Annotated in this window: 12 protein-coding genes; 3 read left to right on the forward strand and 9 right to left on the reverse strand. The window is 67.0% G+C overall.

Annotated features, from left to right (window positions below):
• Nucleotides 1–35: 35 nt before the first annotated feature.
• Nucleotides 36–164: a hypothetical protein gene (locus tag E6W39_RS42680; protein ID WP_267286675.1), complete on the reverse strand. Its 129-nt coding sequence runs from the start codon at nucleotides 162–164 to the stop codon at nucleotides 36–38.
• Between the two features lie 140 nt (nucleotides 165–304).
• Between E6W39_RS42680 and E6W39_RS06505 the strand changes: the two genes are divergently transcribed.
• Nucleotides 305–778 (forward strand): P-loop NTPase family protein, encoded by a 474-nt coding sequence (locus tag E6W39_RS06505; RefSeq protein WP_220140174.1) that lies wholly within the window; start codon nucleotides 305–307, stop codon nucleotides 776–778.
• 191 nt (nucleotides 779–969) lie between these two features.
• Here the strand turns inward: E6W39_RS06505 and E6W39_RS06510 are convergent, their stop codons facing one another.
• The 3 genes from E6W39_RS06510 to E6W39_RS06520 all read right to left on the reverse strand — a co-directional run bounded on the left by E6W39_RS06510 (nucleotide 970) and on the right by E6W39_RS06520 (nucleotide 3,366).
• A complete protein-coding gene (locus E6W39_RS06510) occupies nucleotides 970–2,034 on the reverse strand; it encodes a hypothetical protein (protein WP_141632706.1) in 1,065 nt (354 codons plus the stop codon).
• A 271-nt stretch (nucleotides 2,035–2,305) separates the two neighbouring features.
• Complete coding sequence (locus tag E6W39_RS06515; protein ID WP_141632707.1) at nucleotides 2,306–2,956, reverse strand: hypothetical protein; 651 nt, start codon at nucleotides 2,954–2,956, stop codon at nucleotides 2,306–2,308.
• Between the two features lie 188 nt (nucleotides 2,957–3,144).
• Nucleotides 3,145–3,366 carry a M20 family metallopeptidase gene (locus tag E6W39_RS06520; protein WP_141632708.1) on the reverse strand — a complete coding sequence of 74 codons (222 nt, stop codon included), beginning with the start codon at nucleotides 3,364–3,366 and terminating at the stop codon, nucleotides 3,145–3,147.
• A 392-nt stretch (nucleotides 3,367–3,758) separates the two neighbouring features.
• On the opposite strand from E6W39_RS06520, the gene E6W39_RS06525 reads away from it, so the two are divergent.
• On the forward strand, nucleotides 3,759–4,148 hold the full coding sequence (locus E6W39_RS06525) for a hypothetical protein (protein WP_141632709.1): 390 nt from the start codon (nucleotides 3,759–3,761) through the stop codon (nucleotides 4,146–4,148).
• 306 nt (nucleotides 4,149–4,454) lie between these two features.
• Here E6W39_RS06525 and E6W39_RS06530 read toward each other — a convergent pair whose 3' ends face one another.
• From E6W39_RS06530 to E6W39_RS06550, 5 genes are read right to left on the reverse strand one after another with little or no spacing between them, the layout of a single operon-like run.
• Complete coding sequence (locus E6W39_RS06530) at nucleotides 4,455–5,813, reverse strand: DUF2399 domain-containing protein (protein WP_141632710.1); 1,359 nt, start codon at nucleotides 5,811–5,813, stop codon at nucleotides 4,455–4,457.
• Nucleotides 5,810–8,923, reverse strand: coding sequence for a hypothetical protein (locus tag E6W39_RS06535; protein WP_141632711.1), 3,114 nt, complete (start codon nucleotides 8,921–8,923; stop codon nucleotides 5,810–5,812). The genes E6W39_RS06530 and E6W39_RS06535 overlap by 4 nt, the downstream gene beginning before the upstream one ends.
• Nucleotides 8,920–9,579 carry a hypothetical protein gene (locus E6W39_RS06540; RefSeq protein WP_141632712.1) on the reverse strand — a complete coding sequence of 220 codons (660 nt, stop codon included), beginning with the start codon at nucleotides 9,577–9,579 and terminating at the stop codon, nucleotides 8,920–8,922. Before E6W39_RS06540 ends, E6W39_RS06535 begins: the two co-directional genes overlap by 4 nt.
• On the reverse strand, nucleotides 9,576–10,169 hold the full coding sequence (locus E6W39_RS06545) for a hypothetical protein (protein ID WP_141632713.1): 594 nt from the start codon (nucleotides 10,167–10,169) through the stop codon (nucleotides 9,576–9,578). The genes E6W39_RS06540 and E6W39_RS06545 overlap by 4 nt, the downstream gene beginning before the upstream one ends.
• Nucleotides 10,156–11,445, reverse strand: coding sequence for a hypothetical protein (locus tag E6W39_RS06550; RefSeq protein WP_141632714.1), 1,290 nt, complete (start codon nucleotides 11,443–11,445; stop codon nucleotides 10,156–10,158). Before E6W39_RS06550 ends, E6W39_RS06545 begins: the two co-directional genes overlap by 14 nt.
• Nucleotides 11,446–11,703: 258 nt before the next feature.
• Here E6W39_RS06550 and E6W39_RS06555 point away from each other — a divergent pair, with 258 nt between their 5' ends.
• Complete coding sequence (locus tag E6W39_RS06555) at nucleotides 11,704–12,309, forward strand: hypothetical protein (RefSeq protein ID WP_141632715.1); 606 nt, start codon at nucleotides 11,704–11,706, stop codon at nucleotides 12,307–12,309.
• The last annotated feature ends 76 nt before the right edge of the window (nucleotides 12,310–12,385 follow it).

The raw sequence follows: 12,385 nt of genomic DNA on the forward strand, positions 1-12,385 counted from the left end.
TTAAACGTCCGAACGAGAGCATGGTTTCCGGGTCATCAGAAGACAAGCCCGCCGGAGCCAGCGATCACCACGGCTTCGTGTTCATCAAGACCGATCTCATCGACATCAGCAACCCTTGGCACTACCGATGAACCGACCACTAACCCGCCGAACTGCGAGAACATGCCGCACCAGGCCGCCGTCCCCATGCCGATTCACCCACTACCACTGGAGGCAAGCATGGTGAGAGCAGGAACGGCGGCGACCAAGTTGGTGGTCCTGCGCGGCCCTTCCGGCGCCGGCAAGAGCACGATCGCCCAGCAGATTGAGCTGCCACGGACGCGGAATCGCCATCGTTGGCCAAGACAACCTGCGTAGAACCGTCCTGCAGGAGCACGATGTCGCGCACGGCGCCAACATCGGCCTCATCGACACCGTCGCGCGCTACGCCTTGGACCACAGGTTTCACGTGATCATCGAGGGCATCCTGGCGACCAACCACTACGGTCAGATGCTCACCGCGCTGCTGGCCGAGCACCGCGGCCGCACCTGCTGCTTCTACCTCGACGTACCGTTCGAGGAAACGGTGCGCAGGCACTCAATGCGGCCACAGGCATCGGAGTTCACCGCCGAGGACATGGCGTCCTGGTACGAGGAGCACGATCTCCTGCCCGGGTCCGTGGAGCAGATCATCACTGCGGACACCTCGCTGGAGGAAGCCGTCGACTTGGTAGTCGCTGCCGCTGACCTCAACTGTCCTGAAGCCAACCCGACCGAACGCCCAAGGCCCGGCGGTTGAGCCGAAGCCGCGCCAGCTGCCTACGGCGCCGACTCCAGGCAGGGCTGGGCAACGGCGGATCCGTCCTGATCAGCATCCGAACCGGGCGATGGTGCTCTCCCCCACGCCGGGCTCCAGCACGGCAACGGGGGTGCCGTGCTGGCGTGCGCGAACTCGACGACCCTCGTCGGTCCGGCCGAGATCGCTCTGCCTCAGCCGCTACTGTCGGCGCCTACTCCGTCAGCAAGATCACTCGATGGCTGTACCTTGGGAATACCGTCATCGACCGCTTCGTCCTGCCACGAGTTGGGCGTATACCAGGATGCGTCGTCGTCTGCGAACTCGACACAGTTGTTCCGTTCCCACAGCACCCCCGGTCGAGTGCTCAATACGTCCTGGGTAGCGATACGCCAATCGTGGATCGCTCGCAGGTGTTCGTTAAGCACCCGCTGGGCACCGTCACACCAACGCTCCCAATCCGAGTCGTCACACTGTTCCAGCCTGGCCGCATCGGTCAGTCGCAGGGTACCCAGCGGTCTATCGGACCCCGTATGCGTTCCGCACGGCCGCGTCTGCCGGAGCCGCCGACGCCGCCCACCTGCGGCGTCGTCACCAGGTCGTAGACATTCCATCGCGTCAGCAAGCTTCAAGTACTCAAGGCCGTCGCCGAGCTTGGCGTCGAAGGCAGCGTCGTGCAAGGCAAGACCCAGTGCCAACATAATCATGTGTGCTTCGTGGGGTGGGCTGGCGATGTCGCTACCGTAGATTCGCTCGAAGGTCTCGCCGTCGTGCGGGATAGCCCAGGTCACGAGGCGCCGTGCCCACGTCATCGCCGCCATGAAGGGCGCATCGGTGACATGTGAGGTGATGCCGAATTCCCAGCTCCAATCCCGCAGTTCGCTCTGCACGTCGTTCGCGGGTTGTGGTGTCCGGTCCTCCTCCAAGCGGGGCAGCATCGACACCACGACAGGATCACCGCGATGGACTGGGATGAGCGGCCGGTCCGCAGGAACCCCGGCCTGGTAGATGGCATATGTCTGCCGCACGCTGGCTGCGTTTACCCCAGGATCGCTGAAGCCGAGACCGTCCTCGGGACAGATCAGGTAGGCCTTGCGATCCTTGGCTCGTAGCGTCAGACCAGTGGCACTCTGGCAACGCGGGCACCGCACCGTGCGAAACCACTGCTCAAAGGTGACCCAATCCATGTCGGGGACATGGATCTCCACCGGCACCATCAGCTGGACCTCGCCGGCCCACTCCCGCTCCTGACCCGCCATCTGCCCTCCTTCTTCAAGCCCACCAGGAGTCTGGCATCCAATCGACCCTCCGCACTGCGGAATCGCGAGGGAAGTCGGACAGGACCCCCGGAGAGCCTCATCGACCTGGCAACCTGAACTGCTGAGGATATTGACCCCAGAGCCGGGGGCCTCGTCCTGGACTCTGCCCCGGCTTGGCCTCCAGCTGATTGACGGTCATCTCCGCAGTCTCCAACCGGCTCTCGGCACCACTGACACCTGGCTGCCAGGTACCCCGACGGCGCCCGAGCGCCTACGCGGCTGTCTCGTCTAGGCCGTGGTCTGCGAAGAAGCTGCGCCACTCCTGTACAGCCTGTCGCGCCTTCGTCAGAGCGTCCTCTGTGCCCGTGACTCCGCTTTTCGTGTCCGTCCACTCGATCCGGAACGATGCCGACTCTTCGGTGACCGTGCCTCCGGTGGCGTAGGCCTCGCGCTGTCCCAGGTTCCGCTTGAGATGCTTGCTGGTGTTGGCGACGTCGCGCGCCAGCGCGATGCCGGGCTGCGTCTTTGCGTAGCCGTCGACGGAGTCTCGTGCGACCTGTGGCACGGCCGGGTCGTTCCGAAGCCAGTCCTTGAGGTGCCAGACGTCCTTGCAGAACTCCGTGGGGAGCGTCCGCCAGTCCGATGGCGGGTCAATCCTGCGAGCCGCCACGTCCTCCAGGTCCGCTAGGCCCTTGAGCACCGCGCGCCATAATTCCTGCCACGGGCGGTCCTTCACATAGGTGACGGACGCCTGCGCCGAGTCCTCGGCGCGGGCGGTATCGCCGGCCGTGACGAGGTACGTGCGCTCCGTCTCGCCGCAGTCAGGGCACGGGTCCCCGCTCGGGAGTCCGCCGATCCCGGCGCCGCACGCACTGCACGACACAGGCCACTCGGGAGTCTCAGCCTCTTCGCCACTCGTCATGAGTCGATCGTCCGACCGACGGGACGGTCCTGCAGGCGCAGTGGACCGGAGGGCGCACCATCCGTCTCCTGGTTCCGTCCGCCCCTGATGCTCCCATATGGCGAAGCTGGGGTCCGGCGCCGCAATCAAGGCCCTCCCCAGCAGTACAAAGTCGCCCAGAAGACCGCTGGCGACCGCGACCTCAGGCGTCAGACGATGTGGACCCGCTCCAGGTTTCCCGCACTGTCGCGCAGTAGCAGCTCCTTGCCACCATGCATCTCCTCAGCGATGAATCCGTAGACCTGGACCGCTCGATTGATGGAGTCCGCCCTGGTCAGCCCAGTCGCCTTCATGATCTTGGCGAGGGCCTGCTGGGCAACCGGGATCAGGGTCAGACTGAACCGCTCACTGGTGGGTCGATCGTCGGTCATCTTGTCACCTCCTCCGAGACTCTGGCACAGCTATCGACACCACAAAAGGTAGCAGAGAAGCATCATCGATGCATCACTTGCGGTGCACTTTGAGTGCGCATGTCCTCGCAGAGCAGTATGGTTCTGCTGGCGCAGCTGGCTACTGCGCTCGCTCGATCCTTCGAACCGCTCACGAGGAGGCAACCGTGCATGCACGTTGCGAGACCAGGAACCATCAGGCGCGTCCGTCAGGCCTAAGCCCGGCCGCAAGTTGCGGCGGTGACGTGCCGTAAGGGCACTCACCGAAGGGCTTGACCTCGGAGCCGGTCGTCCCGATCCCGACCGAGCGCCGAAGCCGAGCTATCTCGGGGGAGCCGTTCCTCCGACTCGGCCGTTCCGTAAGGAGACGGCATATGACGACCACTCAGCAGTCCAGCCAGGACCAGGAGAGCAGCAGCAACATCCCCGCACAGGCGCAGGGGGCCTTGGACGCCGTCGGAGACACCGACACCACGACCCCTGCCGCGGCAACCACCATCTTCGCCGTCGCCGAAGCCTCGTTCAAGGCCGACAAGACGGGAGCCGAAGCCAAGATGACGGTCCCCGGCACCAGCGCCGACAAGCTGATCTCCCACGCGAGTGCGCTCGCCCTGCCGGCGATCCTCATCGTCGGTATCGTCCTCACCATTACCTACGGCAAGAACTCCGGCCTTCCCGGGCCGGTAGAGTCGGCCGTGGTCCTGATCCTCGCCCTTGCCGTGGCACTCATCGCCGTAGTGCGGACGCTCGGCAAGGACCACTAACCCCCGACGCCCCTGCCTATCAAGGAATAGCGCCACCACGACCAGAAGTGTCTGGCGGGAAGCGGGTGGGCCGCCTGGCGGCCCACCGCCACCGCCCGGATGGAATCGGAGGGCATTTGATTGAGCCGTCGACAACACCCCATCCAGCCTCTCGGATCCGTCCCGGCAGCGCCATTTTCGATGGTCAAACCACGGTGGGAGAGCCAGAGAAGTCCGCGATCTCGGCGAGACCATGAACGGTCGTACTGCCTGTTGCGCGGTTGCACCTTTCGGCTTCTGACGAAGTCGGTACGCTGGGTTGAGGGTTCAAGGTCCCAGCTCGGCGTTGAGAAGGGCAATCACGGCTTCGACAACGCAGCCCTCTTGCTCGACTGGGTAGCCTCGGCTCAGGCAGCCTTGAGCAAGTGGCGCGGCCGGGCTTGACAGCATCGTGCGAAGGTCGGCCCACACGGGGCTGTCTGGCGACCAGGGTTCCTGTGGCGTGTGGGCCGGGGCCAGTCCGACGTCACAAATCATCGAGCTTTGCTGGGCACTTGGGGTGAGCGAGCTCCAGATAGCAGTGGCGATCCGAGTCCCGCCGAGGTCCGCATCCGGGGCGATGACGACACGAGCGGCCTGGTCGGCGAGGCCGGTGATGTGCTTGAGGATGTCATGGCTCGGCATGCCGGCGTGGTAGATGATCCCGGGCCGCTGGCTGCTCGGGACGAATGCGTCGTACAGGGACTCCGCGGCTTGGAGGTTCTCGACCACGATCAGGGTCCTGCTGCGCAGCTCGAGCCGCAGGCCCGCGATGGCTGCCGGCAGTAGGACGATTCCGAGGTCGTCGAGGCGGCTGTGGTGGCCTCTCGCGAGGGCCGTAATGGGTCCTCCAAGCCCCACGCGGCTGTGGCCGCGTAGGCCGACCGCCTCGACCAGCGCGGTGGGAATACCCGACTCGCGAAGGGTGGAGATCGCGTCGTCCCAGGTCTTGGTGTTGCGGGTGTGTGCGAGCGAGAAGGCCCGGGGGCTGGCGTGGCGTATTCCAGCACCGAGGTCGCGGGCCACAGCGGCGAGGATGGCGGTGCGCTTCGGGGCTGGCACCGGTCGGTCCAACTCCCGGACGAGCGCGTCGTCGAGGTACTGGAGATCATCGGGGTCTATGCCGTCGGGTAGCGCGTCGAGGTCCCGGATGGCGTCGCGGGCGCGCTGCAGCGTGGTTGTTATGCGGTTACGGGTAGCTTCGCGTGCCTCCTTGTGCAGACGTGCCTGACCTCGGCCAGCGATAGTGAGGTGCCAGCGGAGAGGGGTGCCGAGAGCTAGGTCATCGGTGACCTCGCAGCGCAAGGTGATGGCTCCGGCGCGCACGAGGTCGATGGCTCGGGGCCAGGCGTTGTCGGCGAAGCGCGCCTTGACGGTGCTCCACGTGCGGGTGGAGGCGCCGAGAATGAAGCTGCGGTCTCCCTGACGGCCCTCGTTCAGAACGGCTTCAAGAGCGGCCGGGTCCGGCGCTGTACTGGCCATGAGGTCTACGTGCTTGTCCCGGAGCCGCTTTCCGCCCTGAAGGACGATCCGGCGGGTGCCGTCGCTGTCAGGGCGGGTGCGTTGGATGGTGCGGGCTGTCAGGCCGATCGGCGTGCCTACCAGATGCATGACGGGCCCCTGGTGGGGCTGGCTGGCGGCGGTCACCACAATGCTCGTCCTGCCAGTAGCGCTTCGAGGGTGAGTTCGACGCGCTCGTTGTTCTCGTCATAACCGAACATGCGGGTGGCGGTGTTGAGGGCTTCGGTGTGGCTCGGGTAGTGGAAGTAGAGGAGGCTGCCGTAGAAGTCGGCGGCGTCGTCGATGAGGGTCTCCTGGCACGTGCCCAGGACGCTGATGCCGTGCTGCTCGGCGGTGCCGGCGATGGCGGAGAGCACTTCACGGCGGTGGTGGTATCCGAGGGCGTCGCCGAGTTCGTCGAGGATGAGGACTCGTCCGCGAGGGTGCGGTGAGGCCAGCAGTGCCGCGAGGACGAGGTGGATGGAGAACAGCTTCTCCTGGGCGGCGTTGGTGATGTTGTCGTACGGGAGCATCGGTCCAGTGGGGGTGCGTCGCCAGCAGGGTGTGATCTCGCAGCGCCACATGTCGGAGAGCGATGCCGGTGGGGTGAGGGTACGGCGGAGTTCGGCTCCGTAGAGGCCGGCTCCGCGGTTGAGGCGGTCGAGGGCGTCCTCGATGTCCTGGAGCGCCTGGTCGAGTCGCAGGGTGATGCTGCCCTGCATGGCGCGCACGCTCTGGTTGAGGTCGGCGACGGTTTGCTGGGCTGCGGCGAGGCCGACTTCGCGTTCCTCTCGGTTGGCTGTGACACGGGCCCGGGTGCCTCGGTCGATGTCCGCGCGTGTGCCGAGCCATTCCTGGATGGCGTTCGCCGGCCGCTCGAAGGCTTCGGCGCTGGCGAACTGGCGGCTACCCTCCTCGCCGGCTTGGTTGGCTCGCAGTTGTACAGCCTGCGTGATGGCAGGGATCGGGGCGCCTGCGCCGCTGATGAGGTCGATGCCGAGGTCGGCGATGGCCTGCTGCAGGTGGCGGCCGGCCAGCTCCCGCAGTGAGATCTCGCTTCGGCGTTCGGGCGGTAGCGCGTTGGGATCCTGCTGCTGGCCGTCTGGGGGCAGGCGGAGGGCGGTTCGGGCCTGGTCCGGGCTTCCGGCCCGCTCCATCCAGTAGTCAATGTTCAGCGTGGTGAGCTGGCGGGAGAGGTCGTCATCCTGCTCGGTGAGGTTCTGCTCGGTCTTCCGGGCCGCCTGGAGCTGGTGCTCGGCGTCCTTGCGTTGCAGGACGAGGACCTTCTGTTTCACCAGAGCGTCCTCCTTCACCTGTGCGGCCTGCTCGGATACGGCGTGCAGGCGCTGCAGCTCCGGTGCGAAGTCAGCGAGTTCGGTTTCGAGTGCTTGGCGTCGTGTGCGCAGCTCGGTGGCTCGTTGCGCGTGTTCCAGGCGCCGGACGAGCAGGTCGGCGTCCTCCTGTGCCGTGCTGGCGCGTTGCGCCGCCTCGACCGTAGTGCGCAGTGTCTCTTGGGCCTGGTCGACGAGGTGGTGTAGGCGTTCGAGGAGGGCGCTGCGGCCGGTGATGGGTTGGGGGAAGCCACCGAGGATTCGCAGGCCTAGTTCGTCGTCGAGAGCGGCGATCGGGTCGGTGGTGGTGTGCAGGCGTTCGGCCAGGGTGTGGAGGAAGGGGCGGAGGGCGGGTGTGGCGAAGGCTGGGGATCGTGCGGATCGGCTGTTCTGGCGCAGGACGAGGACGGCGCCGGGGAGTTCGGCGAGTTCGTGCGTGGCGCGGTCGGCTTGGTCTGCGTCGATGCACACCGCGTCGCGGTAGAGGGCGAGTCGGGCCTCCCAGCGAGCTCGTTGGTTGGGTGGGATTTCGAGGCCGTCGAGCAGGCCGACGGCCTCGATGCCGGCGGCGGTGAGGATCTCGACGGTGCGTCCGGCCTGGCCGTAGTGGCCTCTCTCGGCCTTCTCGATGTCGCGCAGTGCGCTGGTGCGAGCGGCTTCGGCTGCGGTGCGGCGCACTTCGGCGTCGAGGGTGGTCCTGCGTGCTTCGCTTGCTGCTCGACGGGCGTCGTCCAGGGTGCCGTGCGCTCCGACGGCTTCCCGTTCTGCTTGCTGGATCTGCTCTTGGGTGTTGGTGATGTCCAGCCGCAGGCCCCGTTCCCGGTCGAGGGCTTGGTTCAGTCGATTGGTCGCGGTCTGGTTCTTCTCGTCGGCTTCGCGGAGGTCCTGGTCGACCTTCCGTGTGTCCTGCAGTGCGCTGAGGCCCTCTGCGGCGCGAGTGACAGCGCGCTTCGCGTCGTCGAGGAGTGGCTGGATGTCCTGCTTAGCGGCGGATAGTTCCTGCTGCTTGTCGAGGACGTCGAGCAGGCCACGGGCGTAGTGCAGTTGCCAGAAGTCCCATGCCTGGTTGAGGTTTTGGCGGGCCTTGTCTCGCTGGTCGATGGCGTTGAGTGCCTGCTCCTCCTGGGCGAGGGCGTTCTCGTTCTCGTGCTCCAGGTCGGTGAGCTGGGCTGTTTCCCGGGCGAGGTCGCGGCGCACTGCCTCGTCGGTTTCGAGCAGGTGCGCTCGGCCGGTGAGGTCGATCAGGGCTGCTCCGATGCCGGCTGGGGTGAACAGTCCGGTCTCCAGTTTCAGGAGCGAGGGTCCGCCTCGGCGCTTGCCGCGGGATGTGAGGTAGGCCAGGCAGCGCGGGACCGGGCCGTAGAGCCGCTCGGCGTACTGGGTGGCGCCAAGTGCCGGGCTCGGCAGGGACTTGAAGATCGCCGGTGCGGCGCTGTGCCGGTCCTCCTCGTCGTTGGAGGTGGCCAGGTGCACGCCGGGTGCGTGGCGGATCTGGACGTAGGGGGCTGTGGCGGAGATCCTCATCCAGACGGTGTGAGCGGTGGCCAGGACGTCGTCGGGGTTCGCGAAGACGCCGGCGATGAATCCGAAGGTCGCTGCGGGATAACGCTGGGCCGCGACGCCCGCGGTGTCGGGTTCGAAGAGCAGCTGTGCGACGGCCGCCGGGCCAGCCCCGTACATCCGCCACTCGGGATCGCCGAGCAGGAGGGACACGCTGGCCATCCAGCTGGTCTTGCCGGACTCGTTGGAGTCCTCGGGGCCTTTGCCGGTGACGGCGACGAAGCAGCTGGGGACGAGAACGACCGGGGCCGAGGGATGGCGGGCGATGTCAAAGAGCTGGACGCACACCAGTTGGCGGTCGCCGATGATGCCGAGATCGATCTCCCGTTCGCTGGTGGGCTCAACCGGCTGGGCCTGGGTGGTCATGATTCACGCTCCTCCAGCGACGGAGCAACTGGCGAAGGTCGGGGCGCCTGCTCGCGTCGGCCACGGATGATGTCTGCCCACAGCGAGTGGGGCAGGGTGACCAGGATCAGGTCCTCCCAGAGCCTGGTGGACTGCGCTTCGGTCAAGCGCAGCAGGGCTGGTCCGGGCAGGAGTTGCCCTCGGTAGCCCGTGCGCAGCAGGCGCCGGGCCTTGAGTCTTCGCACGGCGAATCTGACGTGGTCGTAGGTGAAGTAGTTGTCCGTGTTGGCATGGATCTCCGCTACCGAGGTCCCCGGGCCATCGCTGAACCAAGAGGTGGAACGGTGCTGACCCCCGGCCCGCGGAATCGCCACGGTGCGCAGCAGAGCGATGGCCAGCACGGCTCGGTCGGCTTCCGGAAGGACACCGATTCCCTCGGAGGCCAACCGGAGCGCGACGTCGTCGTCGTAGCCGCTGATGTAGCCGGCCACGGTGCGGTGTTCGCGCGCGAGCAGCACGCGGCCAGCCGCCTCGAGGCGGTGGGCGACGACGGCACGCAGGGCATCGTCAGCCAGTGCCGGGAATGCCTCGCCTGGCACGATGCCGTCTGCGATCTCCAGGGCGCCGATTGCTGCCTGGACGAGGGTTTCTTCGCGATCCGACAGAACGTCAGTCATGATTCGTCGTCCTCTGACTGCGAGGCGGTGTACTCGTGCGGCCGGGGCAGGTGGTCGTACATGCGACGAACGGCCTCGGCGAACGTGTCAGGCAGGGCCGCGACTGCGGGGCCCAAGCGCAACCGGCGGCCGTCCTTGCAGATGAGCAGGAATAGGTGGAGGTCCGTATCGATGGCGGCTTTGACGGCGCGGGCGTCTGCGCCGATCTCCCACAGGGTGTCGACGACATCCGCACGCCGGAAGGGCTCTCCGGGATAGGGGCGCTGGCGGACGTCGCGCCATGCGGCAGCGAGGCATACGGCGAAGGTGAGCGACTGCGTCGCGCTGAGCCGTCGGACCGGGTACGAGGCGGCCTCCTCGGGCACGGGCGCCAGGGACCATCCGAGCGTCAGAACACGGCGCAACTCGCCGGGCTGGCCGGAGGCTGCCGCGGGCGTCGGGAGCGGGCCCTCGCACTCAACCAGGCGCCGGCCGCAGGCGAGCGCCCGGCACTGAGCGGCCTCGACCGTCTGGGCGGGCACGTCGGTCAGGTCTCTCAGACCTTGGGCCCGGACCGAGGCAAGGAGGTAAGCCGGATCAGAGACCTTCATGGCGTTCCTCGTGCCTGCGGTGCCGCAGTTGTTCGGGCGGTTCGGTGGTCTGTCGGTGGAGGTGAACAGGGTGGAGGTAGGTGACCCATCCGATGCGGTCGACGATCAGTTCGATGCTGATCCGCAGCCGGTAAGGGGCGTACGGGTCCGCGTCGAGGCCGATCAGATCCGCCAGCAGGCGGGCCGCGGAACGCCAGCGAGAGTGGCGAAGTTCGTCCGTGAGGTCCGCCTGGTCGCTTTCCAGTAGGACGCGCTCGGCCAGGTGCTCCTGGCGGCTGCGCTCGCGGGAGCGGGCCTCGCCCATGCGTTGCGCGGGATCGGGCTCTGGTGGAACCTGCGGCATCGGTGGGCGGCGGCGCACCCGAACGTAGGGGGCGAAGTCCTCGACAGCCTCCATCAGCGCGCCGGCGTCGAGCCACACCGATGGAGGGTCCACGACGAGGTCAGCGCCGAACTGGCCGAGCAGAGCCAGCGGCGCATGCCGGGCCGCTTCGAGGTACTCCTCAGCGCTGAGCACCTCGAAGTCCAGTGTCCGGCCTCCCTGCTCGATCACTCGCTGGCCGGCGGCCGTCAGCCCCTGCTGGTAGTGCTGCTCGGCAGCGACCAGCGCCACAGCCTGGTGATCGAGAGCGTGATCACCAGGGAAAAAGTCGGAGACCTCCTCGTTGAGCTGCTTCACCCGTGTGCTCAGGCCCGGGTGGTTGTGCTCCCGCTGCTCATCGGCCAGCTCACGGATGCTGGCCACCGCGACCAGCCGTTCGAGGTGGATGGCGTACACGGTCAGCATCTGGCGGCAGAACATGATGTTGAACTCGATCGTGGCCCGGTCGCGGGTCGGCTGGCCGATAAGCGCCCTGGTCTCGTCGAGCAGCGCAACCAGCTCGTCGATGCCTCGGTGCCTGCGCAGCCGCTCGTGGACTAGCGTGGCCGGGCCGACCGCCGGGTGAAGCGCGTAGCGCTGCTGGTGCTTCTTGGCGAGGTAGGGCTGGATCGCACCGTAGTGTTCGAAGATCGCCCATCGGGAATCGAAGAATTCCTGCGCGTACTGCGGTGCGCGCCGCTCTGCGATCAGAGACCACACCTCGCTCCTGGTGGGCCCGCCGGACATCCCGCTGTCCGCGAACGCACCAACGACATCGCGTGCGAACGCGAGAGCCTCCGGACCTTCGAGAAGAGCTTCCCGGAACTTGGCAACCACCGCGCTGAACGCACGAACATTGCGGGCCTGTTGGCTCGGGCTGAGATGCCTGGGCAGGCCCTCGGGATCCCCAGGCATCGCAGAATCGTGCTGCGACTCGTCCGCCGCACCCATATCCGACACTTCCCGCAATTGCTATACAAGTGCCCTTATTGTCCGCCAATGGGAAGTATGCGACAAGTATCGGCAGTGGCTGGACCGCCGCCCGTCGCCGAGACGATCCAGGAGAGTGCATTTTCCCCGTTTTGGTGGCACGGAAGCCAAGGGCTGCGGGATCGTCACCCTGGAGCCCCAGCCCGGGGGCTCTTCGGGCACCGGGGTCGCCGGAGGGACACCATGGGTGAGCGGGAGACGTGGACGACGGAGGAGTTCGGCTCGTCGCATGAGGGCACGGTCGGGGTGCTCCTGGCGGACGGCACCGTCCCCGAGCCGGTCACCTACCTGCTGATGAGCGGCGGGTGCGGGATGACGGTTTCGCACTGGAGCGTCTACGACGGCCGCATCGGACTCGCACCGCGGGCACACGCGTTGCGGGCGGTGTGCTGCTGTGGCTGGACCGGCCCCGAGCACCTGTTGAACTGGGATGAGATCGGTGAGCAGGCGCTGTCCACGGCGGGCGCCGACGCTGCCGGTACGTGCATGGAGGAGTGGGGCCGGCACACCGTGGAGGTGGAGCAGTCGGCGATCGCTCTACCGGAGGCGGTTACCGATCTGTTGGAGCGGCTGGAGGCGGAGATCGAGAAGCTGGAGAAGACCGCCCCACTGGTGGCGCTGCGAGCGGCCCGCCGACTGGAGGTGACCGCCGAGCGGGTCGCTTACTGGCCCGCCCACGAAGCACGGCACGGCACGAGCCTCGATGAGGTCGCCGCCGCCCTCGGCCTCAACGAGGACGGTGCGCGCCAGCTGCTGGCCCGCTTCGGCAACTGGGACCCCTACAGCTGAGAGGCGACCCGACCACCCATCACGTGTCGAGCTCGGAGCTTCCTCTCCGAGGGCCTGGTGGCGTTGCCTGGATTCG

The sequence above is a fragment of the Kitasatospora acidiphila genome, assembly GCF_006636205.1.
GTDB lineage: Bacteria > Actinomycetota > Actinomycetes > Streptomycetales > Streptomycetaceae > Kitasatospora > Kitasatospora acidiphila.

What these genes read in the sequence shown, in the direction of transcription:
- E6W39_RS42680 (WP_267286675.1), bottom strand. Translation starts at nt 164, where the DNA reads ATGTTCTCGCAGTTCGGCGGGTTAGTGGTCGGTTCATCGGTAGTGCCA.
- E6W39_RS06510 (WP_141632706.1), bottom strand. Translation starts at nt 2,034, where the DNA reads ATGGCGGGTCAGGAGCGGGAGTGGGCCGGCGAGGTCCAGCTGATGGTG.
- E6W39_RS06515 (WP_141632707.1), bottom strand. Translation starts at nt 2,956, where the DNA reads ATGACGAGTGGCGAAGAGGCTGAGACTCCCGAGTGGCCTGTGTCGTGC.
- E6W39_RS06520 (WP_141632708.1), bottom strand. Translation starts at nt 3,366, where the DNA reads ATGACCGACGATCGACCCACCAGTGAGCGGTTCAGTCTGACCCTGATC.
- E6W39_RS06525 (WP_141632709.1), top strand. Translation starts at nt 3,759, where the DNA reads ATGACGACCACTCAGCAGTCCAGCCAGGACCAGGAGAGCAGCAGCAAC.
- E6W39_RS06535 (WP_141632711.1), bottom strand. Translation starts at nt 8,923, where the DNA reads ATGACCACCCAGGCCCAGCCGGTTGAGCCCACCAGCGAACGGGAGATC.
- E6W39_RS06540 (WP_141632712.1), bottom strand. Translation starts at nt 9,579, where the DNA reads ATGACTGACGTTCTGTCGGATCGCGAAGAAACCCTCGTCCAGGCAGCA.
- E6W39_RS06545 (WP_141632713.1), bottom strand. Translation starts at nt 10,169, where the DNA reads ATGAAGGTCTCTGATCCGGCTTACCTCCTTGCCTCGGTCCGGGCCCAA.
- E6W39_RS06550 (WP_141632714.1), bottom strand. Translation starts at nt 11,445, where the DNA reads ATGCCTGGGGATCCCGAGGGCCTGCCCAGGCATCTCAGCCCGAGCCAA.
- E6W39_RS06555 (WP_141632715.1), top strand. Translation starts at nt 11,704, where the DNA reads ATGGGTGAGCGGGAGACGTGGACGACGGAGGAGTTCGGCTCGTCGCAT.